Origin of the sequence: Streptomyces sp. D2-8 (genome assembly GCF_023184515.1) — a bacterium.
In the GTDB taxonomy this organism is placed as follows: Bacteria; Actinomycetota; Actinomycetes; order Streptomycetales; family Streptomycetaceae; genus Streptomyces.
This window is the reverse complement of sequence record NZ_JAAHBP010000008.1, coordinates 274,740-294,975: the sequence shown is the minus strand read 5'-3', so window position 1 is coordinate 294,975 and position 20,236 is coordinate 274,740. Positions and strand designations below refer to the sequence as shown.

Annotated in this window: 24 protein-coding genes and 1 pseudogene; 10 read left to right on the top strand and 15 right to left on the bottom strand. The window is 70.7% G+C overall.

Going from position 1 to position 20,236, the window contains the following annotated elements; genetic code table 11:
* Nucleotides 1–58: 58 nt before the first annotated feature.
* Nucleotides 59–238: a DUF6104 family protein gene (locus G3I77_RS17315; protein ID WP_003992906.1), complete on the top strand. Its 180-nt coding sequence runs from the start codon at nucleotides 59–61 to the stop codon at nucleotides 236–238.
* 40 nt (nucleotides 239–278) lie between these two features.
* Here the strand turns inward: G3I77_RS17315 and G3I77_RS17310 are convergent, their stop codons facing one another.
* Nucleotides 279–1,109, bottom strand: coding sequence for a hypothetical protein (locus tag G3I77_RS17310; RefSeq protein ID WP_248504730.1), 831 nt, complete (start codon nucleotides 1,107–1,109; stop codon nucleotides 279–281).
* 148 nt (nucleotides 1,110–1,257) lie between these two features.
* On the opposite strand from G3I77_RS17310, the gene G3I77_RS17305 reads away from it, so the two are divergent.
* Both G3I77_RS17305 and G3I77_RS17300 read left to right on the top strand, forming a co-directional pair.
* Entirely contained in the window at nucleotides 1,258–2,229 is a 972-nt protein-coding gene (locus G3I77_RS17305) for a DUF4097 family beta strand repeat-containing protein (RefSeq protein ID WP_248504965.1), read from the top strand.
* 1 nt (nucleotide 2,230) lies between these two features.
* Nucleotides 2,231–3,298: a helix-turn-helix transcriptional regulator gene (locus G3I77_RS17300; protein ID WP_248504728.1), complete on the top strand. Its 1,068-nt coding sequence runs from the start codon at nucleotides 2,231–2,233 to the stop codon at nucleotides 3,296–3,298.
* A gap of 35 nt (nucleotides 3,299–3,333) precedes the next feature.
* On the opposite strand, the gene G3I77_RS17295 is transcribed toward G3I77_RS17300, so the two are convergent.
* From G3I77_RS17295 to G3I77_RS17280, 4 genes are all read right to left on the bottom strand, one after another.
* Nucleotides 3,334–3,900, bottom strand: coding sequence for a Clp protease N-terminal domain-containing protein (locus tag G3I77_RS17295; protein WP_248504726.1), 567 nt, complete (start codon nucleotides 3,898–3,900; stop codon nucleotides 3,334–3,336).
* On the bottom strand, nucleotides 3,900–4,109 hold the full coding sequence (locus G3I77_RS17290; RefSeq protein WP_248504723.1) for an HTH domain-containing protein: 210 nt from the start codon (nucleotides 4,107–4,109) through the stop codon (nucleotides 3,900–3,902). The genes G3I77_RS17295 and G3I77_RS17290 overlap by 1 nt, the downstream gene beginning before the upstream one ends.
* Before the next feature lie 101 nt (nucleotides 4,110–4,210).
* Nucleotides 4,211–5,176 carry a zinc-binding dehydrogenase gene (locus tag G3I77_RS17285; RefSeq protein WP_248504721.1) on the bottom strand — a complete coding sequence of 322 codons (966 nt, stop codon included), beginning with the start codon at nucleotides 5,174–5,176 and terminating at the stop codon, nucleotides 4,211–4,213.
* Nucleotides 5,177–5,412: 236 nt separating this feature from the next.
* Nucleotides 5,413–6,645 carry an NADP-dependent malic enzyme gene (locus tag G3I77_RS17280; RefSeq protein ID WP_248504719.1) on the bottom strand — a complete coding sequence of 411 codons (1,233 nt, stop codon included), beginning with the start codon at nucleotides 6,643–6,645 and terminating at the stop codon, nucleotides 5,413–5,415.
* Between the two features lie 627 nt (nucleotides 6,646–7,272).
* Here G3I77_RS17280 and G3I77_RS17275 point away from each other — a divergent pair.
* The 3 genes from G3I77_RS17275 to G3I77_RS17265 are packed head-to-tail and all read left to right on the top strand — an operon-like array spanning nucleotide 7,273 to nucleotide 9,958.
* Nucleotides 7,273–8,226, top strand: a complete 954-nt coding sequence (locus tag G3I77_RS17275; RefSeq protein WP_248504717.1) for an ABC transporter substrate-binding protein — start codon at nucleotides 7,273–7,275, stop codon at nucleotides 8,224–8,226.
* A gap of 32 nt (nucleotides 8,227–8,258) precedes the next feature.
* A complete protein-coding gene (locus G3I77_RS17270) occupies nucleotides 8,259–9,200 on the top strand; it encodes an amino acid ABC transporter permease (protein ID WP_248504715.1) in 942 nt (313 codons plus the stop codon).
* The gene (locus tag G3I77_RS17265) at nucleotides 9,197–9,958 is read left to right on the top strand and encodes an amino acid ABC transporter ATP-binding protein (protein ID WP_282573024.1); all 762 of its coding nucleotides are present in this window, start codon (nucleotides 9,197–9,199) and stop codon (nucleotides 9,956–9,958) included. The genes G3I77_RS17270 and G3I77_RS17265 overlap by 4 nt, the downstream gene beginning before the upstream one ends.
* A gap of 56 nt (nucleotides 9,959–10,014) precedes the next feature.
* Here the strand turns inward: G3I77_RS17265 and G3I77_RS17260 are convergent.
* Nucleotides 10,015–10,816: pseudogene (locus G3I77_RS17260) on the bottom strand (trans-aconitate 2-methyltransferase).
* An 89-nt stretch (nucleotides 10,817–10,905) separates the two neighbouring features.
* Here G3I77_RS17260 and G3I77_RS17255 point away from each other — a divergent pair.
* Nucleotides 10,906–11,556, top strand: a complete 651-nt coding sequence (locus tag G3I77_RS17255; protein ID WP_248504713.1) for a CGNR zinc finger domain-containing protein — start codon at nucleotides 10,906–10,908, stop codon at nucleotides 11,554–11,556.
* Here the strand turns inward: G3I77_RS17255 and sodX are convergent.
* Nucleotides 11,439–11,870, bottom strand: coding sequence for a nickel-type superoxide dismutase maturation protease (gene sodX / locus G3I77_RS17250; protein ID WP_248504711.1), 432 nt, complete (start codon nucleotides 11,868–11,870; stop codon nucleotides 11,439–11,441). The two genes, G3I77_RS17255 and sodX, sit on opposite strands and share 118 nt — an antisense overlap.
* A 145-nt stretch (nucleotides 11,871–12,015) precedes the next feature.
* On the opposite strand from sodX, the gene sodN reads away from it, so the two are divergent.
* Nucleotides 12,016–12,411, top strand: coding sequence for a superoxide dismutase, Ni (gene sodN / locus G3I77_RS17245; protein ID WP_007491258.1), 396 nt, complete (start codon nucleotides 12,016–12,018; stop codon nucleotides 12,409–12,411).
* A 246-nt stretch (nucleotides 12,412–12,657) separates the two neighbouring features.
* On the opposite strand, the gene G3I77_RS17240 is transcribed toward sodN, so the two are convergent.
* From G3I77_RS17240 to G3I77_RS17230, 3 genes are all read right to left on the bottom strand, one after another.
* Nucleotides 12,658–14,109 (bottom strand): multicopper oxidase family protein, encoded by a 1,452-nt coding sequence (locus G3I77_RS17240; RefSeq protein WP_248504709.1) that lies wholly within the window; start codon nucleotides 14,107–14,109, stop codon nucleotides 12,658–12,660.
* Nucleotides 14,106–14,336 carry a hypothetical protein gene (locus G3I77_RS17235; protein ID WP_248504707.1) on the bottom strand — a complete coding sequence of 77 codons (231 nt, stop codon included), beginning with the start codon at nucleotides 14,334–14,336 and terminating at the stop codon, nucleotides 14,106–14,108. Before G3I77_RS17235 ends, G3I77_RS17240 begins: the two co-directional genes overlap by 4 nt.
* A gap of 194 nt (nucleotides 14,337–14,530) precedes the next feature.
* Nucleotides 14,531–15,094 carry a rhodanese-like domain-containing protein gene (locus G3I77_RS17230; RefSeq protein ID WP_248504705.1) on the bottom strand — a complete coding sequence of 188 codons (564 nt, stop codon included), beginning with the start codon at nucleotides 15,092–15,094 and terminating at the stop codon, nucleotides 14,531–14,533.
* A 76-nt stretch (nucleotides 15,095–15,170) separates the two neighbouring features.
* Between G3I77_RS17230 and G3I77_RS17225 the strand changes: the two genes are divergently transcribed.
* Nucleotides 15,171–15,452, top strand: a complete 282-nt coding sequence (locus G3I77_RS17225) for a metal-sensitive transcriptional regulator (protein WP_248504703.1) — start codon at nucleotides 15,171–15,173, stop codon at nucleotides 15,450–15,452.
* Nucleotides 15,453–15,601: 149 nt separating this feature from the next.
* On the opposite strand, the gene G3I77_RS17220 is transcribed toward G3I77_RS17225, so the two are convergent.
* From G3I77_RS17220 to G3I77_RS17205, 4 genes are all read right to left on the bottom strand, one after another.
* Nucleotides 15,602–16,177, bottom strand: coding sequence for a rhodanese-like domain-containing protein (locus G3I77_RS17220; RefSeq protein WP_248504701.1), 576 nt, complete (start codon nucleotides 16,175–16,177; stop codon nucleotides 15,602–15,604).
* Nucleotides 16,178–16,351: 174 nt separating this feature from the next.
* Nucleotides 16,352–17,095, bottom strand: coding sequence for a sulfite exporter TauE/SafE family protein (locus G3I77_RS17215; protein WP_248504699.1), 744 nt, complete (start codon nucleotides 17,093–17,095; stop codon nucleotides 16,352–16,354).
* Nucleotides 17,092–17,457 carry a rhodanese-like domain-containing protein gene (locus tag G3I77_RS17210; RefSeq protein ID WP_248504698.1) on the bottom strand — a complete coding sequence of 122 codons (366 nt, stop codon included), beginning with the start codon at nucleotides 17,455–17,457 and terminating at the stop codon, nucleotides 17,092–17,094. Before G3I77_RS17210 ends, G3I77_RS17215 begins: the two co-directional genes overlap by 4 nt.
* Nucleotides 17,458–17,492: 35 nt before the next feature.
* Nucleotides 17,493–18,857 (bottom strand): MBL fold metallo-hydrolase, encoded by a 1,365-nt coding sequence (locus G3I77_RS17205; protein WP_248504696.1) that lies wholly within the window; start codon nucleotides 18,855–18,857, stop codon nucleotides 17,493–17,495.
* Between the two features lie 179 nt (nucleotides 18,858–19,036).
* On the opposite strand from G3I77_RS17205, the gene G3I77_RS17200 reads away from it, so the two are divergent.
* Nucleotides 19,037–19,429: a DUF302 domain-containing protein gene (locus G3I77_RS17200; RefSeq protein WP_248504695.1), complete on the top strand. Its 393-nt coding sequence runs from the start codon at nucleotides 19,037–19,039 to the stop codon at nucleotides 19,427–19,429.
* A gap of 126 nt (nucleotides 19,430–19,555) precedes the next feature.
* Here the strand turns inward: G3I77_RS17200 and G3I77_RS17195 are convergent, their stop codons facing one another.
* On the bottom strand, nucleotides 19,556–20,143 hold the full coding sequence (locus tag G3I77_RS17195) for an inorganic phosphate transporter (protein ID WP_282573023.1): 588 nt from the start codon (nucleotides 20,141–20,143) through the stop codon (nucleotides 19,556–19,558).
* Nucleotides 20,144–20,236: the final 93 nt, after the last annotated feature.

Here is a 20,236-nt window from a genome sequence, read left to right as displayed (position 1 = left end):
CCGCATCCCCGCTTCGGGGGTGCGGCCCGGCCGTTTGCGCGCACATATCCTTGGGGGCATGTACTTCACGGACCGTGGCATCGAGGAACTGGAGAAGCGGCGCGGCGAGGAGGAAGTCACCTTCGAGTGGCTCGCCGAGCAGCTGCGGACGTTCGTCGATCTCAACCCTGACTTCGAAGTGCCGGTGGAGCGGCTGGCGACGTGGCTGGCGCGGCTGGACGACGAGGACGACGAGTAGGAGACCCGTCACCGCCGGGCGGTCAGACGCGTGGGACGCGTCAGTCGCGTGGGTGTGTGAAGTCGTACGTCAGGCCCAGCGCGCCGTGCGCGAGGAGCAGGGCTCCGGCAATGGCCCAGCCGCCGCCCCGCCGCCGCAGGCCCCGGACCAGGAGCGGCAGGCCCGCCGCCACCTGCGCCAAGGCCAGGGCACGGGCTCTGGGCCCGCCGGTCCAGGGCATCCACGGGCCGAGGCGGCTGTGGGCGACGGTGTCGCGTTCCGCGACCGCCTCGCGCCGGCCCGGCCACTCGACGGGCAGGCTGTCGGGCCGGCGGGCGGCGACCTCCCGGAGGCGGTGGGCGGGTTCGCCGGGGGCGAGTTCGGCGGGCAGGGAGACACCCGCGCGCGCGAGGACCGCGAGCAGGCCGCGCAGACGGGCGCGGGCGTCGGCCGCGGAGTCCGGCTTCGCCAGGCGGTCCAGGGCCTGGACGTCCAGGACGGGGTCGAGGCCCATGCGGGCGGCGAAGGTACGCATCGCCTCGCCCTCCCCCGCCGGGACGCCGCTCGCGAGCCATACGAAGCCGACCGGGCGGCGGAAGCCGGACGCGAGCGTGAATCCCGCGTGGTCGGTGTCCCACCACAGGGCGAGGACGGGCCAGGGCGCGCCGACGGCGAGGGCTGTGGCCCAGCCGGTGACCACACGGTCGACGGACTCGGCGGCGTCCCGCCAGGGCCCGCCCTCGGGCACGAGAACGCTCCATGCGTCGCCCGCGCGCGTGAGCTGCATCGGTTCGCGCAGCAGGTGGGCGACCGGGGCGACCGACGCGGGCGCGGCCCGGCACAGCAGTAGCGCCCCAGGCGCGGGACCGGTGCGGGCAGCTTCCGTCGGCATGCTCACACGGTAGGGCGAATCGTCACACTTTGAGCACTTCTGACCGCCCAGCCATCCCCAGAACGGGTGTCTTGACTTTCCCCGACCGCGATATATCGTGAATACGAGAGGACGCGATATGGCGCGTCGAATCGGGGAGGTCTGCACCATGTCCGAGTGGTCCGTCACGGAACCGAGGAAGCTCACCTTCGACGAGCCCGTGAGCGATCTGCACGTGCGTCTCGTCAACGGAACGGTGAACGTGGTGGGCACGGACGAAGATTCCGCCCGCCTGGAGATCTCCGAGATCGAGGGGCCGCCCCTGGTGGTGACCCAAGAGGACGGCGTTCTGACGGTGGCCTACGAGGACCTGCCCTGGAAGGGCTTCCTCAAGTGGCTGGACCGCAAGGGCTGGCGCCGCAGCGCGGTGGTCTCCCTGGCCGTCCCGGCCGGCACCCGCGTGGAGGTCGGCGTGGTGGGCGCGGCCGCCGTGATCTCCGGGATCCGGGGCCCTTCGGTGACGAAGGGCGTCACCGGCGACACGACGCTCGTGGGCCTGTCCGGCCCGGTCCGCGCCGAGACGGTCTCCGGCAATCTGGAGGCCCAGGACGTGACCGGCGACCTCCGGTTCAACTCGGTCTCCGGTGATCTCACGGTGGTCGAGGGCTCCGGCCCCTCCGTGCGGGCGGAATCGGTCAGCGGCTCGATGATCGTCGACCTCGACCCGAACGGCCCGACGGACGTCCGGCTGACCAGCGTCTCGGGCGAGATCGCGATCCGGCTGCCGTACCCGGCGGACGCGGACGTCGAGGCGAACACGGCGAGCGGCTCCGTCTCCAACGCCTTCGACGGCCTGCGGGTGCACGGCCAGTGGGGAGCCCACAAGATCACGGGCCGCCTCGGCGCGGGCACCGGCAAACTGCGGGCCACCACCGTCTCCGGCTCGATCGCCCTGCTGCGCCGCCCGGCCGGGGAGGACGATCACGACGAGCCGGGGGACCCCCGGCCCGGCAGCAGCGGCGCGGCGGCAGCCCCGGCCGGCGGCCCTCAGGACGGCTCGGGAGACAATTCCGTCTCCGGCCCGGGCGAAGACCCCACCACCGCCCCGGCCGACGGCACGACCGACAAGAAGGTGCTCTGACATGCCTCCCGTCTTCGCCCACGGCCGCCTCCGCCTCTACCTGCTGAAGCTGCTGGACGAGGCCCCCCGCCACGGCTACGAGGTGATTCGTCTCCTCGAGGAGCGCTTCCAGGGGCTGTACGCACCGTCGGCGGGCACGGTCTACCCGCGCCTGGCCAAGCTGGAGGCCGAGGGCCTGGTCACCCACACCACCGAGGGCGGCCGCAAGGTCTACTCGATCACGGACGCGGGCCGCGCCGAGCTGGCCGACCGCAGCGGCGAGCTGGCCGACCTGGAACTGGAGATCCGGGAGTCGGTCGCGGAACTGGCCGCGGAGATCCGGGCCGACGTGCGCGGAGCCGCCGGCGACCTGCGCCGCGAGATGCGCGCCGCGGCGACCGAGGCCCGCCAGGACACCGGCACCGGGACCGACGGCGCTGCGGGCGCCCCCTACGGCGACTTCTCGCAGTACGGCGACAAGGAGACGTGGCGCATCGCCAAGGAGGAGATGCGCCGTGCCCGGCAGGAGTGGAAGGAGCAGGCCCGGCGCGCCAAGGACGAGAGCCGCCGCGCCCGCGAGGACGCCCAGCGCGCCCGCCGCCAGGCGAAGGAGGCCCAGGAGCATGCCCGGGCCCAGGCCCAGGAGCAGGTGCAGCGCATCACCCGCCGCGTCCAGGAGCAGGTGCAGGACCACTTCGCCCGCGGCGACTGGCCGACGGGTCTGCGCGAGGGCCTGAGCGAACTGGTCAAGGAGGTGGGCGAGTTCGGAAAGGACTACGGCAAGGACTTCGGCAAGGACCTCGGCTTCGACTGGACCGGCGCCGGCAAGCCGGCCGCGGAGCCGACGCACTCACAGCCCTCGGAGGACTTCCCCGCCGCCTACGAACCGGCCTGGGCCCACGAGGACGCCACGGACTCCACCGGCGACCCCGCCCGCGACCTGGACCGCCTGCTCGACCGTTTCCGGGACGACATCCGCGACGCGGCCCGCGACCACGGGGTCACCCCCGACCAACTGCGCGACGCCCGCCGTCACCTGTCGACGGCGGCGGCCCACATAGGAGCCCTCCTGCGCAGCCAGAGGAAGTAGGCGCCCACAGCGGGCAGCGCCGAGGTTCAGGCACGTCAGCCGGCCTTGGCCTCGCCACCACTGCCGTACAGCACCCGCACCAGGGACGCGTACGTCACCCCGTGGTCGGCCAGGACCTCGGCCGGCACTCCGGGGCACGTGGTGAGGGCCAGCAGGATGTGCTCGTCCCCGATGTGCCGGTCCCGCTGGGCGAGAGCGACCCGCAAGGAGCGCTCCAGCACGTCCTTGGCCCCCCGCCCGAAGGAGGAACGCCCCGACCACCACCGCTTGTCCTTCCGGTCGCCGGCCAGGGCGCCGACCCCGTGCACCTCCTCCACCCGGGCGACGATCTCCTCCACATCGATCCCCAGCCCGGCGAGCGCATCGGCCTCGGCCTGCGTCAGGCCGGCCCGCCGCCGCGCCTCACGCAGCGCCTCCCGCACGGACTCCCGCCGCTCACCGAGCCCGACAGCGGCGAGCGCGAAGGAGCCACGGCTGCCCTCCCGGTCGAGCAGCGCCAGCAGCAGATGCTCCGGCTCCACATGCCCGCCCCCACCACCCTCCACATACGCGTACGCACTCTTCACCACGTCCCGGGCGTCCTTCGTGAACCGCTCGAACATCAATGCCTCCCGTACTTCTTGTGCACGGCCTGCCTGCTCACACCGAGTTCGGTGGCGATCTCCTGCCACGACCAGCTTTGGTTGCGCGCATTGCGCACCTGTACGGCTTCCAACTGCTCCAGCAGCCGACGCAGCGCGGCGACGGCCCGTAGGCCAACCCGTGGATCACGGTCACCGGCACGCTCGGCCAGATCGGTCGCTTCGGTCATGATGTCAACCTACGTTGACGCTCCGCCCGCGTCAACCACAGTTGACATACGAAAACGGCCGGCCCGCACCGGACCGACCGTCGACGCACCCTCCAGGGGACTCAGGGATTCGTCAGCACGACCTTCCCGAACTGCTCACCCGAGGCCAGCCGTTCGAAGCCCTCTCGCGCCCGGTCCATCGGCATGACCTCGTCGATGACGGGCCGCACGCCGGTGGTGGCACAGAACGCGAGCAGGTCCTCCAGCTCGTCCTTGGTGCCCATCGTGGACCCGACGACCTTGAGCTCGAGGAAGAAGATCCGGGTCAGCTCGGCGTGCGAGGGGCGGTCGCCACTGGTGGCCCCGGAGATGACCAGCGTGCCGCCGGGCTTCAGCGACTTCACGGAATGCGACCAGGTGGCGGCACCGACGGTCTCGATCACGGCGTCGACCCGCTGCGGCAGCCGCGCCCCGGACTCCAGCGCCTCGACGGCCCCGAGCTCCAGGGCCCGCTTCCGCTTGGCCTCGTCCCGGCTGGTGGCGAAGACCCGGAGCCCGGCGGCCTTGCCCAGCACGATGGCGGCCGTGGCGACCCCACCGCCGGCGCCCTGCACCAGCACGGAGTCACCGGGGCGGACACCCGCGTTGGTGAACAGCATCCGGTACGCGGTCAGCCATGCCGTGGGCAGACAGGCGGCCTCCGCGAAGGAGAGCTCCCTGGGCTTGGGCAGGATGTTCCAGGTCGGCACGGAGACCTGCTCGGCGAAGGTGCCCTGGTAGCGCTCCGTGAGGATGGAACGGGGTTCCTTCGGGCCGACCCCGTGCCCGCTCTGTCCGATCACGGAGTGCAGGACGACCTCGTTGCCGTCCTCGTCGACACCGGCGGCGTCACAGCCGAGGATCATCGGCAGCTTGTCCTCTGCGAGGCCCACGCCACGCAGGGACCAGAGGTCATGGTGGTTGAGGGAGGCGGCCTTGACCGTGACGGTACTCCAGCCGGGACGGGCCTCGGGAGCCGGACGCTCTCCCAACTCCAGGCCGGACAGCGGCTGGTCGCGGTCGATTCGGGCGGCGTAGACAGCGAACATGACCTTGACGATAGGTTCCGCGAGGGACCGAAGGAACCATCCGCCCCTGTGAGACATGCCCTCTTGCCAGGTGCGCGACGTGTTGCTGGGGCAGCCCGGCGTCCCGCCCCAAGGCACCCGCAGGCGCACAACACCCCCACCGTCGGAGGCACCGGCGACACCACCCGAACAGCCGCACGCCAACGCAAAAAGAAAAATGGCCCCGCCCGATCCCGGGACGGGGCCACTCACCGACGTCAGCGCCGAGCCACACCCTCGGCCCGAGCCGCAGCCGCCACCGCGGCCGTGACCGCCGGCGCGACCCGCTCGTCGAACGGCGACGGGATGACGTAGTCGGCAGCGAGGTCGTCCCCGACCACGGCCGCCAGCGCCTCAGCGGCAGCCAGCTTCATCCCCTCGGTGATCCGAGAGGCCCGCACCTGCAGCGCCCCCGCGAAAATTCCCGGAAACGCCAGCACGTTGTTGATCTGGTTCGGGAAGTCCGACCGCCCGGTCGCGACGACCGCCGCGTACTTGTGCGCGACCTCGGGGTGCACCTCGGGGTTCGGGTTCGCCATGGCGAAAACGAACGCACCCTTGGCCATCGTCGCCACCGCGGACTCCGGAACCGTCCCACCGGACACGCCGATGAACACATCGGCCCCGTCCAGCGCCGCTTCCAGCGATCCGGTGATCCCGGCCTTGTTCGTGAACCCGGCCAGCTCCCGCTTCACCTGCGTGAGGTCGTCACGGTCCGCCGACACGACACCCTTGCGGTCGGCCACCGCGACGTCCCCGATCCCGGCCTCGACCAGCATCTTCGCGATGGCGACCCCGGCCGCACCGGCGCCGGAGATGACGGCCCGCAGCTCACCCAGCGCCCGCCCGCTCAGCCGCGCGGCGTTCCGCAGGGCGGCCAGCGTCACCACGGCCGTTCCGTGCTGGTCGTCGTGGAAGACCGGGATGTCCAGCCGCTCCTGCAGCTTCCGCTCGACCTCGAAGCACCGGGGTGCCGAGATGTCCTCCAGGTTGACCCCGCCGAACGAGGGCGCGAGCCGCACCACGGTCTCGACGATCTCGTCGACGTCCGTGCAGTTCAGGGCGATCGGAACCGCGTCCACGCCACCGAACTGCTTGAACAGAATCGCCTTGCCCTCCATCACCGGGAGGGAGGCCTCGGGCCCGATGTCACCGAGCCCCAGAACAGCCGTACCGTCCGTCACGACGGCCACGACCGACGACTTCCACGTGTAGTCGTGCACGAGCTCCGGCTGCTCCGCGATCGCGCTGCACACCTTCGCGACGCCGGGCGTGTACGCCAGGGACAGGTCGTCCTTGTCACGGACCGGCACGGTGGCCTGCACAGCCATCTTGCCGCCGCGGTGCAGCGCGAACGCCGGGTCGAAGGAGTCGAGGGGCTCCGCACTGCCCTCGTGATCCGTATCGCCGGTCTTGCTCTCGCTGCGAGGATTGACGATCTCCGCTGCCACTTCGTTTTACCCCTTAAATCTTCATTGGTTTGAGGGTGGCCACTCCTGGTGAGGGGTGGGCGGGCACCGCGTAGGCCCATGTCGTGCTGTGTACGTGTATACGTACGGGCGCGTACGCGACGGGCGCGCCGCACACGCGCCCTGAGCCCCGGATGAGGGGTGTAAAGACCCTTCTTACCGGACGGACCGCATCGACGACGAGTCCATAACGCGAAGGTCACATGACGACACTCTGACTCTTCGTCCAAAATCAGGACAAGAGCTGGACAGAGCAGCTACAACCACTCAAGCATCCGCAAAGCTCGCGGTCCCCGTATCGAAATCTCGGGATTTACCGAAGATCGTCCGGCCGGAAGGGGTCATTCCCATAGAAGGTCCGGCCGTGATGTACCGGAGTGATGCGGTTCGGGGGTCGCCCGTTATCCGATTTTGACATGGCTGGCCCCCAGAATGGCGCAGTCCGAATGGCAAGATGCCGTAATCACACGAGGTCGCGACACTCGAAGAGGTGTGCTCTCGTCGACCCACGGCACTGCCGAACCCTTCGGCATTGCCACGGCCGTGCCGAGCCCATCGGCAGCGGCCCGCCCCATCGGCAACTCCACCCATCCGCCGGAGGAACCCACCATGACCGCAAGCTCCACCCGTCGTACGACCGCCGCTCGTTCCCGGCTAGCAGCGGTCGGTGCGATCGCGGTCGCAGGCACGCTGATGCTCACCGGCTGCGGTGACCAGACCAAGGACAACGGCTCGGAGAGCGACACCGCGGCCTCGGCCCCGCTCGCCGACAAGCTGCCGCAGGCCATCCGCGACAAGGGTGTCATCAAGGTCGGCTCCGACATCGCCTACGCCCCGGTCGAGTTCAAGGACGGCTCCGGCAAGGTGGTCGGCATCGACCCGGACCTCGCCGCCGCCATGGGCAAGCAGCTCGGGGTCGACTTCCAGTTCGAGAACGGCACCTTCGACACGCTGATCACGGGTCTGCGCTCCAAGCGGTACGACATCGCCATGTCCGCGATGACCGACACCAAGGACCGCCAGGAGGGCATCGACTCCGACACCGGCAAGAAGGTCGGTGAGGGCGTCGACTTCGTGGACTACTTCACCGCCGGTGTCTCGATCTACACCAAGAAGGGCGACGACCAGGGCATCAAGACCTGGTCGGACCTGTGCGGCAAGAAGATCGTGCTGCAGCGCGGCACGGTCTCGGAGGACCTGGCCAAGGCCGAGTCGAAGAAGTGCCCCTCCGGCAAGAAGATCGCCATCGAGCCCTTCGACAACGACCAGCAGGCCCAGACCCGCCTGCGCGCGGGCGGCGCCGACGCCGGCTCGTCCGACTTCCCGGTCGCCGCGTACGCGGTGAAGACCTCCGGTGGCGGCAAGGACTTCCAGCTGGTCGGCGAGCAGGTCGAGGCCGCCCCGTACGGCATCGCGGTCGCCAAGAACCAGACGGAGCTGCGGGACGCCCTCAAGGCCGCCCTTGACGCCATCATCGAGAACGGCGAGTACGAGAAGATCATGAAGAAGTGGGGCGTCACCGAGGGCTCCATCGACGAAGCCACGATCAACGGCGGCAAGTGACCGCGGCGCAGCGGCACTGAAAGGCAACACCCGTGACTGTTGACATCGACAAGACGCCGGCTGACACACCCCCGGCCGGACCGGAGGCCATCAAGGCCATCCCGGTCCGGCACTACGGGAGGTACGTCTCCGCCGCCGTCGCCATCGCCCTGCTGGTCGGGGTCATCTACGCGTTCTCCCAGGGCAAGATCAACTGGGGCGCGATCCCGGACTACTTCTTCGACGACCGCATCCTGCAGGGCGTGGGCAGGACCCTCCTGATCACCGTCCTGTCCATGGTGATCGGCGTCGTCGGCGGCATCATGCTCGCCGTGATGCGGCTGTCGAAGAACCCGGTGACCTCGTGGATCGCCTGGTTCTACATCTGGTTCTTCCGGGGCACCCCGGTCCTGGTGCAGCTGGTGGTCTGGTTCAACCTGGGCCTGGTCTTCGAGTACATCAACCTCGGGCCGTTCTACCGGGACGAGTGGTCGGACTTCATGACCCCGTTCCTGACGGCATTGCTTGGCCTCGGCCTCAACGAGGCGGCGTACATGGCGGAGATCTGCCGTGCCGGTCTGCTCTCGGTCGACGAGGGCCAGACCGAGGCGTCGCAGGCGCTGGGCATGAGCCACTCCAAGACGCTGCGCCGGATCGTCATCCCGCAGGCGATGCGCGTGATCGTGCCGCCGACGGGCAACGAGGTCATCAACATGCTGAAGACGACCTCGCTGGTCTCGGTCGTCCAGTACTCCGAGTTGTTCCGCGTGGCCCAGGACATCGGCCAGACCTCCGGCGCCCCCGCCGAGATGCTGTTCCTGGCGGCGGCCTGGTACCTGCTGATGACGTCGATCTTCAGTATCGGCCAGTACTACCTGGAGCGGTACTACGCGCGTGGTTCGAGCCGGTCGCTGCCGGCCACGCCGTTCCAGAAGATCAGGGCGAACGTGCTGTCCCTGTCCAGCCGCTCCAAGCCGACGGGAGGCACCGCATGACCGCCATGGTCAAGGCCGAGGGCGTTCACAAGTCGTTCGGCCCCGTTGAGGTCCTCAAGGGCATCGACCTGGAGGTGAAGTCCGGCGAGGTGTTCTGCCTCATCGGCCCCTCCGGCTCCGGCAAGTCGACCTTCCTCCGGTGCATCAACCACCTGGAGAAGATCAACGCCGGACGCCTGTACGTCGACGGCGATCTGGTCGGCTACCGGCAGAAGGGCGACAAGCTCTACGAGCTGAAGGACAGCGAGGTCGCGGTCAAGCGCCGGGACATCGGCATGGTCTTCCAGCGCTTCAACCTGTTCCCGCACATGACGTCCGTGGAGAACGTCATGGAGGCGCCGGTCCAGGTCAAGGGCGTGAGCAGGGCCAAGGCCCGGGAGCGCGCCCTGGAACTGCTGGACCGGGTGGGCCTGGCCGACAAGGCGGGCAACTACCCCTCCCAGCTCTCCGGCGGTCAGCAGCAGCGCGTCGCCATCGCCCGGGCCCTCGCCATGGACCCGAAGCTGATGCTGTTCGACGAGCCGACCTCGGCGCTGGACCCGGAGCTGGTCGGTGACGTCCTGGACGTCATGCGCGACCTGGCCGAGTCCGGTATGACGATGATCGTCGTCACCCACGAGATGGGCTTCGCCCGCGAGGTGGGCGACAGCCTGGTCTTCATGGACGGCGGTGTGGTGGTCGAATCCGGTCACCCGCGCGAGGTGCTGACGAACCCGCAGCACGAGCGGACGAAGTCGTTCCTGTCCAAGGTGCTCTGACATTGCGCACGGCGAGGGGGCGGTACGGGATCTCCGTACCGCCCCCTTCGCACGGGCTACTTCATGGCGAGCAGCAGAGTGTCCGACGGCGAGCACCACACCGGCCTGGCCTCGCCGAATCCCTTCTCGCGCAGCACGCGCGCGTGCCACTCCACCGGCGGCATGTCACCGTCGGCGTGGTCGCCGTAGATCTCGTAGCGCCGGGCCGTCGGTGCGGCGAGGACCGGGTCCTCGGCGGCGAGCTGCCACCACTCGGTCCAGTCGAGGACACCGGATTCCCTGGCCTGTTCCATGCGGGCGTGCCGCTGCGCCCGCTCCGCCGCGTTGATCCGGGGCGTCGTCTCGTCGATCATGTGGTCCGCATTCATGAACACGCCGCCGGCGCGGACGAGTCCCGCGACCCGGCCGTAGAGGTCCGCGAGGGGTTCCCGGTGCAGCCAGTGCAGGGCCGTCGCGGTCAGCACGGCGTCGTACGCGTCGTACGGCAGCTTCGCCGGCCAGCCGGGGTCCTTGAGGTCGGCGGTGACGAGGCCGACCCGCTTGTCGCCCGCGAAGGTGCCCTCGGCGATGGCGAGGAGCGCCGGGTCGAGGTCGACGCCGGTGCTGGTGGCGTCCGGGAAGCGGGCCGGCAGCCGGGCGGTGATGCTGCCCGTTCCGCAGGCGAGGTCGAGGACGCGCGGGGCGGTGCCCACGAGGGCCTCGACCTCCCCCATAGCCCGAAAGGCATGGGGGACCCCCATCGAGCATGATCCGGAACCGCTCCTCGCGGTCGGGCAGGTACCACTCCTGCTGCCGGTCCCAGCTCTCCTGCCAGGCGTGCCAGTCGGCGGTGGCCGTGGTGATGTCCGCGTCCGTCATCGAGCCCCTCCCTCGTAATACCCTGGAAGCACCATCAGCTGTTACAAGTCCGCGCTCACGACAATGAAGCCCCTCCGTAAGGACTACAAGTGGAACTGGCCTATTACTCGGACTATGCCGTGCGCCTCGTCAACACCGAGGAACCGGCCCGGGGCAAAGACGCCCTGACGTCGGTCGAGGCCGTCCGCGATCTGTTCGGGCCCAGCCAGTCGGCGGCCCGCCGCGCCACCGACGCGGACGTCACCCGCTTCCGCTCGGTCCGGGCCCGGCTGCGCGCGGTCTTCGAGGCGGCCGACACCGGCGACGAGAGGCTCGCCGTCGACCTGCTGAACTCGCTGCTGCTGGAGTTCCCGGTGAGCCCGCAGATCTCCGGGCACGACGTCCGCGACGACGACGGCCGCCCCCTGTGGCACATGCACCTGGCGGACCACCCGTCGAACGCGACCGCGGGCTACGCGGCGATCGCGGCGATGGGCCTGGCGTTCCACCTGACCGAGTACGGCGTGGACCGCCTCGGCCTGTGCGAGGCCGCGCCCTGCCGCAACGCCTACCTCGACACCTCCACCAACCGCTCCCGGCGCTACTGCTCCGACCGCTGCGCGACCCGCGCCAACGTGGCGGCCTACCGCGCCCGCAAACGCCTGGAGGCCGACCGGTCGGAGAGGACGGGCCTGGCGGCCGACAGCACCCAGCCCAGCAGCGCCCAGGGCGACCGCCGGCCGGACCTGCGCGGCCGGTAGCGGAACCGGACCCGCCCCAGCACCAGGTCGTCGGGCACGACGCCGTAGTCGGTGCTGTCGCCGCCGGCGTAGGTGTTGTCCCCGAGCACCCACCAGCCGCTCTCGCGCCGCTGGGCGACCCGCTTGACGACCAGCAGGTCCTGCTGGAACGGGTGCCGCAGCACGACGACGTCCCCGGGCCTGACCCGCGCCCCGTAGTGCACCAGGAGCCGGTCCCCGTGGTACAGCGTGGGCACCATGGACGGCCCGGTCACCTCGGCCACCCCGAAGGGGGCCGGTCGCCCCCGCTCGGACTCCTGCGACAGCTCCGGCATCACCCGGCACCTCCCCGGTTCTTCCTCCACCAGTCTCAGTCTCACCCCGGACTTTTGTCCTAAGCCCATGGGGGCACCCGCGAAAAGCCGTCCCCCACGGAGTAATGTCCCCTGTGAGAAGACGATCACGAGGAAGGAATGCTCCATGCTTTCCCGCCTGTTTGCCCCCAAGGTCAAGGTCAGTGCGCACTGCGACCTTCCCTGCGGTGTGTACGACCCCGCCCAGGCCCGCATCGAGGCGGAGTCGGTGAAGGCCGTGCAGGAGAAGATGGCCGCCAACGACGACCCGCACTTCCAGGCGCGCGCCACCGTCATCAAGGAGCAGCGCGCCGAGCTCGCGAAGCACCACGTCTCGGTGCTCTGGAGCGACTACTTCAAGCCCCCGCACTTCGAGAAGTACCCGGAGCTGCACCAGCTGGTCAACGACGCCCTGAAGGCCCTCTCGGCCGCCAAGGGCTCGACCGACCCGGCCACCGGCCAGAAGGCGCTGGACTACATCGCCCAGATCGACAAGATCTTCTGGGAGACCAAGAAGGCCTGATCTTTGATCATGCCTTGTGACCTGCGACCTCCTTGGTCGCTCGGTCATCCTGTCCGCACCCGGTCCGCAGGCCGCCGAGCATGGCGTCCCTGACGGTCCGGGTGCGGTCTTCTTCGCCCGGCCGCAAGGGTGGGCGTACGGATGGTGCCGGCCGGAAAGTCGAGGTCCGACACCTTGAGGCCGAGCAACTCACCCCGCCGCAGATGTCGGCATCGCGGCAGGAAGCCGGGTCGGTCGGGCAGCCCGTCAGCGGTGGACGTTGACGGTGGCCATCATGCCGAGGTCCTCGTGGTCGAGAATGTGGCAGTGGTAGACGCTGCGGCCGGGGTGATCCGTGAACGGGATACGCAGCCGTACCCAGCCCCGTGCGGGCACGAGCACGACATCCTGGCGCAGCCCGATGGAGGGTACACCGGTGCTGGTCGCCAGCACCTGAAACGGCCAGACGTGCAGATGGAACGGATGATCCATGGGGCTGGTGTTGACCACGGTCCACTCCTCGACGGTGTCGAGCGGGACGGTCTGGTCGTCACGGTCCGGGTCGAACGTGCGCCCGTCGATGGTGAACATCCGCGTGCCCGTGTCGCCCATCATGCCCATGGCGAAGGTGAGCCGACGCTGACCCGCCACCCGGCCTTGCAGGGCGGGCGGGGCCGGTAGCGCGCCCGGCAGCGGCGGCGGTGTCGCGGCCGGTCCGGAGACTTCCAGGGTGGCCAGGGTTACCGGACCGGATGCGGGCCGGCCGCCGCCCATCATGCCCATGCTGCCCCGGTCGTACGGGTCGGCAACCAGTGTGTACCGGCCGCCGCGGACGGGGCGCACCAGCAGGTCGGCCCGGTTGCCCGGGGCCAGCACCACCTGGTCCCGCTCGGCCGGGGCCGGCAGGAACGTCCCGTCCAGGGCGAGCTGGGTCAGCCGGTGACCCTCCAGCCTCAGCGCGAGCACCCGGGAGACACAGCCGTTGATGACGCGCCACCGCTGCGCATCGCCGGGGGCGGCGGTGATGACGGGCTGGTGCTGGCCGTTGACCAGCACCAGGTCGCCTTCGCGGCCCATCATCCTGGCCATCGTGTTCGGCGCGGCGACCCGGCCGGCCCCGTCCAGGGTGATGTCGGTGACCAGCAGGGCCAGGTCGTCGGTCACCGGCAGGTCCGGGCCCGGTCCGCCGTCGACCAGCAGCGCCCCGGCCAGGCCCGCGAAGATCTGGTCGGCGACGGTGCCGTGGTGATGCGGGTGGTACCAGAACGTGCCGGGCGGGTGGTCGGCCGGGATCCGGTGCGCGTAGTCGAAGCCGCCGCCGGGGTCGACGGTGACGAACGGGTTGTCGCCGTTGCCGCGCGGGGACACGTGCAAGCCGTGGGTGTGCAGGTTGGTCGGCTGGTCAAGCTGGTTGACCAACCGCACTCGCAGCAGGTCCCCGGGCCGTACCCGCAGCGTCGGCCCCGGGCAGGTGCCGTTGTACCCCCATGCCTGGGTGTCCCGCCCGGCCAGGCGCACGCCGGGAGCGGCGGTCAGCGACACGTTCAGGACCCCGTCGCGACTGGCCAGCACCGGCGGCTGGGCCAGGTCCTGGCCCGTGGCGCCCCTGCTCGGGGCGCTCAGACCGGTGCCGCAGCCGGCCGCGCCGGCGGCGACGCCGGCCGTGCCCAGTCCGATCAGGCCCAAGGCCCGGCGTCGGCTGATCGGCGCGCCGGTCACCGCAGCGCCCTCCACCGGTCCTGGTACTCCCGCTTGTCGATTTCCCCGCGGGCACAGCGCTCATCGAGGAGCCGTCGCGCCACCGAATCCGAACCGGACCCGTGGGCAGTTCCTCGGCCGTTTCGCGCCGGCCGCAAAACGGCGTAGCCGATGAGCAGCAGACCGGCCACGACTGGCACCGGCCACACCCGCATCCAGCCGATCGCCTGCCCATCCATCTTCGCCATCACGTTTCCCGAGACAGATCCCTTGAATCAACCTAGCCCGGCTCGTCGCGACGTGCCCGCCGTGCCAGGTGTGCTGCCAGGAGGGCGGCGGCGAGCTGTGCGGTCGCCGTCCGGTCGATGCGCTCGACGGGACGGTGGATGGGACGGACCGCTCAGCGGGGCAGCGTCAGCGGTGCTACGGGGGTCTGGTGCCGTCAGCCGGTCAGGGCGGCGAGGGTGGCGTCCAGGTCGGCTGTCTTGGGCTGATTGCCGGGGAGCTTGGCGAGGATCTTGGCCATGCCGCAGGTGTCGGTCAGGGCGGAGAAGACCAGGCCTCCGGCGACGCCCCCGGACAGCCAACGCGCCGCGCTCCAGCGTTGTCCGGCGATGAGGCCGGTCAGGACGAGGGTTCCGGCGGCGAGGCGGACCTGGCGGTCCATGGCCCAGGGGGTGCGGGTGCCGGCGGGGCGGTGGGTGTCGTGGCCGAGCTGCGTCCAGGCGGTGGTGCCGCCGGTGAGGGTGGCGGCGGTGATGCCCTGATCGGCCAGGCGCCGGGAGGCGGTGGCGGAGCGGGCGCCGGATGCGCACACGACGAGGAGATCGCCGCGGCCGGCGGCGGCCTTCAGGGCGGGCAGGGCGGTATCGAGGTGGTCGAGGGGGATGTTGTGGGCGCCGGGCAGGTGGCCGGAGGCGTACTCGCCGGGGGTGCGCACGTCGATGACGGTCAGTTCGTGCAGGCGGGCGTTGGCCTGGTCGGCGGTGAGGGTGGTGAGGGCCACGGGGATTTTCCTTTGCTCGGATGGGGTTACCCCTTCGGTAGGATACCCAAGGGGGTATCTCGAAGGAGTGTGGCTTGTGGAACTGGCGATGGCGGCTGAAGAACTGAAAACGGTGGTCAACCGGCTGCGCCGGGCGCAGGGCCAGATCGCCGGGGTGATCAAGATGATCGAGGAGGGGCGGGACTGCGAGGACGTGGTCACGCAGCTCGCAGCGGCCTCCCGGGCATTGGACAAGGCGGGTTTCGCCATCATCGCCACCGGTCTGCAGCACTGCCTGACCGATGCGGACATGGCCGCTTCCGGTGACCGGGAGCAGATGCGCGGTCGGCTGGAGAAGCTGTTCCTCTCTCTGGCCTGACCCGTGGTTCCGCGGCACCGGCCGCCCCGCCGGCTCGTCAGGTGTGACGGCGTCGGAGCCGGCTGCACGCAGGTAGCGGGCCCTGGGCCGCAGGCCTGGCCTGTGCAAAGGGAGGGATCCGGCACCGGGCCCCTCCCTTGGCGCGTGGCTCAGCGGTTGCGCAGTGCGGCCAGCGTCTGGTCGAGGTCGGCGGCGCGGGGACGGTTGTGGGGCAGTTTGGCGAGCATGGCGGCCATGCCACAGGTGTTGGTCAGGGCGGAGAAGACCAGGCCGCCCGCGATGCCGGCGGAGATGAGCTGGAACGCGGGGTGGACGACGAGCCCGAGCAGCAGGCCGAGCAGCACGATCGCTCCCGCGGTGAGCCTCACCTGCCGTTCCATGCCCCAGGTGGCACGCGCTGCGCCCGGGGGGTGGTGCAGCTCGTGGCCGTCCGCAGCCCAGGCGCCGGTGCCTCCCGACAGGGTGGCGGCGGTGACGCCGTTCTCCGCGAGGATCCTGCAGGCGTTCTCGGAGCGGGCGCCCGAGGCGCAGACGACCAGGACGTCACCGCGACCGGCGGCGTGTCGGATGTCGGGCAGCGCGCGCGGGATCTGGTCGAGGGGGATGTTCAGCGCGCCGGGGAGATGGCCGCCGGCGTATTCGCCCGGAGTGCGCACGTCGATCACGGTCAGTTCGTGCAGGCGGGTGCGCGCCTCGTCGGAGGCGAGGGGCGTGGGCGTGGTCATGGCAGATGTCTTCCTTACGTGTCGGAGTGTGGTGGAGCTGGTCTGACGGGAGCCGAACGGAAGGCGGTCCCGCGAAAGGGCGGTCACTCAGCCGGCCGCCGCCTCGGCGCCCGCACGGGACAGGTCGGGAGAAGCTCTTTCCGCCCCCGTCTGCGCCGTTGGCGTTCCTCGTGTTCAGACGATCACGTCACCGAGCATGAAGGCCGCCACCGCCAGCAGTACGCCGGCGAAGATCCTCTGAAGGGTGGTGCCGGAGATCTTCGTCGCGAGCCGTTTGCCGTCCCAGGCGCCGAGGATCGCGGCTCCGGTGAAGGGGCCGATGATCTCCCAGTGGAGTCCGCCACCGGTGCCGGTGCGAGCGGTGAGCGCGGCCAGCGAGTTCACCGTGATGACGAGCAGGCTGGTGCCCACCGCCCGCCGCATGGCCAGCCCCAGGACACTCACGAGGGCGGGCACAGCGAGGAATCCCCCACCGACCCCCAGAAAGCCCGTCACGGCTCCCAGTCCGGCACCGGCACCGGCCGCCCTGCCGGGACGGATCCTGTCCGGCGGGTCGGACGCGGACGGTCGCAGCATGCGCAGGGCCGCCAGCGCGGCGATGACCGCGAACGCGGCCGTCAGCACGGCTTCGGGCAGGCGCCCGGCGGCGGCGCCGGCGAGGTAGGCGGGGACGATGCCCGCCGCGGCGAACAGCGCTCCTGTCTTCCATGCCACGTTCCCGTCGCGGGTGTGGGCGTACAGGGCGGTGGCGGAGGTGGCGGTGACGATGATCAGGCTGGCCGTGGTGGCCGCCGCCGGGGTGAAGCCGAGCAGGTAGATCAGCGCCGGTACGGCTAGGACGCTGCCACCGCCGCCCAGAGCTCCGAGAGCGAGACCGATGACGGCCCCGGCGACGAGGGCGAGAACGAGTACGGTCACGCTATCCGGCCGCTGTTCCCGCGCTCGTCGACGACCGGGTGCCCCGCGGCGGCCCACGCGTTCATGCCGCCCTCGACATCCACCGCCTGCGCTCCGCGCTCGGCAAGGAGCGTGGCGGCTTGCTGAGAGCGGTGACCGCTGCGGCAGATCACCACCAGCGGCCGGCCCTCCGCCTCGGCCGGCAGGGTGCCGCCGGCGACCAGTTCCGTCAGCGGTACGTGGACGGCGCCCGGGGCGTGGCCAGCGGCCCATTCGGGCTTCTCACGGACGTCCAGCAGGACGGCACCGGGCTGATCGCCACTGGTACGGCTGCGTGCCTCGTCGACCGTGACGCGCAGCCCGTCTCGGTGAAAGAGGAACATCACACGCTTCCTTCCTTGTGGGGGAACGGTCGGCATCAGCCGGAGGTCAGGGGCAGCCCGGCATCCGCCGCCGCGTCGAAGCCGTCGTCGACGGCGACCACATCGCGGTCGGCGGCATCGAGCAGGGAGGCGGCGATCGCCGCGCGCATCCCGCCGGCGCAGTGCACCCAGACCGTTCCGGGCGGTACTTCGCCGATGCGGCCGTGCAGCTCGTGGATCGGGATGTGAACCGAACCGCGGATGTAGCCACCCGCACGCTCCGCGTCCCGGCGCACGTCCAGGACGACCACGTCGTCGCCTCGCTCACGGAGACCGGCGAGGTCGGCGAAGCGGGCGCGGGGGAAGGAGGCGGGCTGTTCACCGGCGCGGATCCAGGTGGCCGGGTCGCCGGTGGCGGCGGCGGCAGGGCGGTCGATGCCCACCCGCGCGAGTTCCCGTTGCGCGTGGGTGATCTGCTCCGGGGTGTCGGCGAGCAGAGTCACGGGCTTGCCCCACGGGATCAGCCAGGCCAGGTAGGTGGCGAGCTTGCCCTCGCCCTCGAAGTTGAACGATCCGGCCACGTGCCCCTCGGCAAAGGCCATGCGGCTGCGCAGGTCCACCACCCACTCGCCCGCGGCCAGCCGGGAGGCGATCTCCTCGGCGTCCGCACGCCTCGGCGGGGTGAGGTCTACGGGTGCGGGGCCCGCGGCGTTGGCCGGACCCATGTGCGCGTAGTAGGCGGGTACGTCGTCCAGGCCGTCGAGCATCTGGGCGACGAAGGTGTCCACGTCCAGGGTCAGCGCGTCGTTGGTCTTGCGTTCCCTGCCGATCGTGGTCGCGTCCCCCTCGGCCTGGGATGAGGAGCAGAAGCTGCCGAACCCGTGGGTGGGCAGCACCGGCACCTCGTCGTCGAGCTCGTCGGCCAGCCGGTGGGCGGAGGCGTACTGGGCACGGGCCAGCTGCTCGGTCAGCCGTGGTTCGACCAGGTCCGGGCGGCCCACGGTGCCGATGAGCAGGGACCCACCGGTGAACGCCGCCACACCGTGCCCGTCCTCGGTCAGGGCGTAGGAGGTGTGGTGCGGGGTGTGCCCGGGAGTGGCGATCGCGCGCAGCACCAGGCCCTCGTCCACCGTCACGGTGTCGCCGTCGGCGACGGGGGTGCGGTCGAACGACACGCGCGCCCCGGCCGGAACCAGGTACTGGGCGCCGGTGACGCGGGCCAGCTCCAGGCCGCCGGTGACGTAGTCGTTGTGGACATGAGTCTCGGCCACGAAGGCGATGCGCACCCCGCGGCGGGCCGCTGCGGCGATGACCTGGTCGATGTCGCGCGGCGGGTCGACGACCACCGCGGCACCGGGTCCGCCGGCCAGGTAGCTGCGGTTGCCCAGGCCCTCGAATTCCAGGGTGTCGACAAAGAACACGGCTCACGACTCCTCTCGGACGATGTACCCCGGGGGGTATTGGACACTCACCCTAACAGGGATACCCAGGGGGGTATTCCAGGAGCGGAAGGACCCCCGCTGAAGACATCGCCCTCCGCCCCGCGGGTACCCGGCGGGGTATAGGGGGATCAGTTGTTCCGCACCATCCGGGAGTGCCCGTGTCCTACGACCGCACCGTCCGCCTCGGCGCCGACTTCGACACCGCCGTCACCGCAGTACGCAAGGCCCTGGCCGATCAGGGCTTCGGCATCCTCACCGAGATCGACGTCAAGGCCACCCTCAAGGCCAAGCTCGGCCACGACATGGAGGACTACCTGATCCTCGGCGCCTGCAACCCGCCGCTCGCCCACCAGGCCCTGGAAGCCGACCGCGGCATCGGCCTGCTCCTGCCCTGCAACGTCGTCGTCCGCCGTGACGGCGACACCACGCTCGTCCAGGCCCTCGACCCGGGCACCATGGTCACCCTGACCGGCCTCGACACCCTCAAGCCCGTCGCCGACGACGCCACCGCCCGCCTGGACTCCGCCCTGAGCGCCCTGTCCGCCGCCTGACACCAGCGGGCCTTACGACAACGTCAGGGCGCGACCGGCGGCCTGCCGGACCGTCGTCCCCACTCCGGCAATCGGCGGACCGGCCGAGTGCGGTCCGGTCCAGATGCGTGCCCGGCTCCCCGTCGGTCAGGCGGCCGTGCCGACCTTGGCCGGCGGCTCGGTGCGGATACTGACTTCTCGTGCATCGTTGACGTTGTGCGCGTGCACCGGGTTGCGGTGCGAGATGACCACGATGCCCGCGGCCAGGGCCACGCCGACCAGCGCGACGGCCGCCGTGCCGAGATCCCCGCCGTGCCGCACGACCGCGGCGGCCAGACCCCCGACCAGCGCGGCGGCGGGCAGGGTGACCGTCCAGGCGACCGCCATCCGGCCCGCGACGCCCCCGCCGAACAGGGCGTGCGAGGAGCTCGACGGCAGACCGGCCAGCCAGGTCAGCAGATTCCACAGGATCGCGCCGACCAGCCCCGCGAAGATCATGCCCGGGGAGACGAGGGTGTCGTTCACGATGCCGCCCGAGATGGTCCTGGCGACCTCGGTGGACAGGAAGGCACCGATGACGTTGCGGACACCGCTGATCAGGACCGCCGTACGGGGAGCGAGCGCGCCGGTGGCGATGGACGTGGCCATCGCGTTCGCCGTGTCGTGGAAACCGTTGGTGAAGTCGAAGGCGAGTGCGGTGACGATGACGATGACGAGGAACGTGATGTGGTCCATTCCTGAATGCAAACAAGCGCAGCCAATGGACGGGGACGGTGCGGCAAGGGCTGGTCAAGGTTCACGCAGGTGGCGGTGGAGCGTGCCCTCTAC

Coding starts and splice junctions, on each gene's coding strand:
- G3I77_RS17315 (WP_003992906.1), top strand. CDS start 59: ATGTACTTCACGGACCGTGGCATCGAGGAACTGGAGAAGCGGCGCGGC.
- G3I77_RS17310 (WP_248504730.1), bottom strand. CDS start 1,109: ATGCCGACGGAAGCTGCCCGCACCGGTCCCGCGCCTGGGGCGCTACTG.
- G3I77_RS17305 (WP_248504965.1), top strand. CDS start 1,258: ATGTCCGAGTGGTCCGTCACGGAACCGAGGAAGCTCACCTTCGACGAG.
- G3I77_RS17300 (WP_248504728.1), top strand. CDS start 2,231: ATGCCTCCCGTCTTCGCCCACGGCCGCCTCCGCCTCTACCTGCTGAAG.
- G3I77_RS17295 (WP_248504726.1), bottom strand. CDS start 3,900: ATGTTCGAGCGGTTCACGAAGGACGCCCGGGACGTGGTGAAGAGTGCG.
- G3I77_RS17290 (WP_248504723.1), bottom strand. CDS start 4,109: ATGACCGAAGCGACCGATCTGGCCGAGCGTGCCGGTGACCGTGATCCA.
- G3I77_RS17285 (WP_248504721.1), bottom strand. CDS start 5,176: ATGTTCGCTGTCTACGCCGCCCGAATCGACCGCGACCAGCCGCTGTCC.
- G3I77_RS17275 (WP_248504717.1), top strand. CDS start 7,273: ATGACCGCAAGCTCCACCCGTCGTACGACCGCCGCTCGTTCCCGGCTA.
- G3I77_RS17265 (WP_282573024.1), top strand. CDS start 9,197: ATGACCGCCATGGTCAAGGCCGAGGGCGTTCACAAGTCGTTCGGCCCC.
- sodX (WP_248504711.1), bottom strand. CDS start 11,870: ATGCCGGAGCTGTCGCAGGAGTCCGAGCGGGGGCGACCGGCCCCCTTC.
- sodN (WP_007491258.1), top strand. CDS start 12,016: ATGCTTTCCCGCCTGTTTGCCCCCAAGGTCAAGGTCAGTGCGCACTGC.
- G3I77_RS17235 (WP_248504707.1), bottom strand. CDS start 14,336: ATGGCGAAGATGGATGGGCAGGCGATCGGCTGGATGCGGGTGTGGCCG.
- G3I77_RS17220 (WP_248504701.1), bottom strand. CDS start 16,177: ATGACCACGCCCACGCCCCTCGCCTCCGACGAGGCGCGCACCCGCCTG.
- G3I77_RS17210 (WP_248504698.1), bottom strand. CDS start 17,457: ATGTTCCTCTTTCACCGAGACGGGCTGCGCGTCACGGTCGACGAGGCA.
- G3I77_RS17195 (WP_282573023.1), bottom strand. CDS start 20,143: ATGGACCACATCACGTTCCTCGTCATCGTCATCGTCACCGCACTCGCC.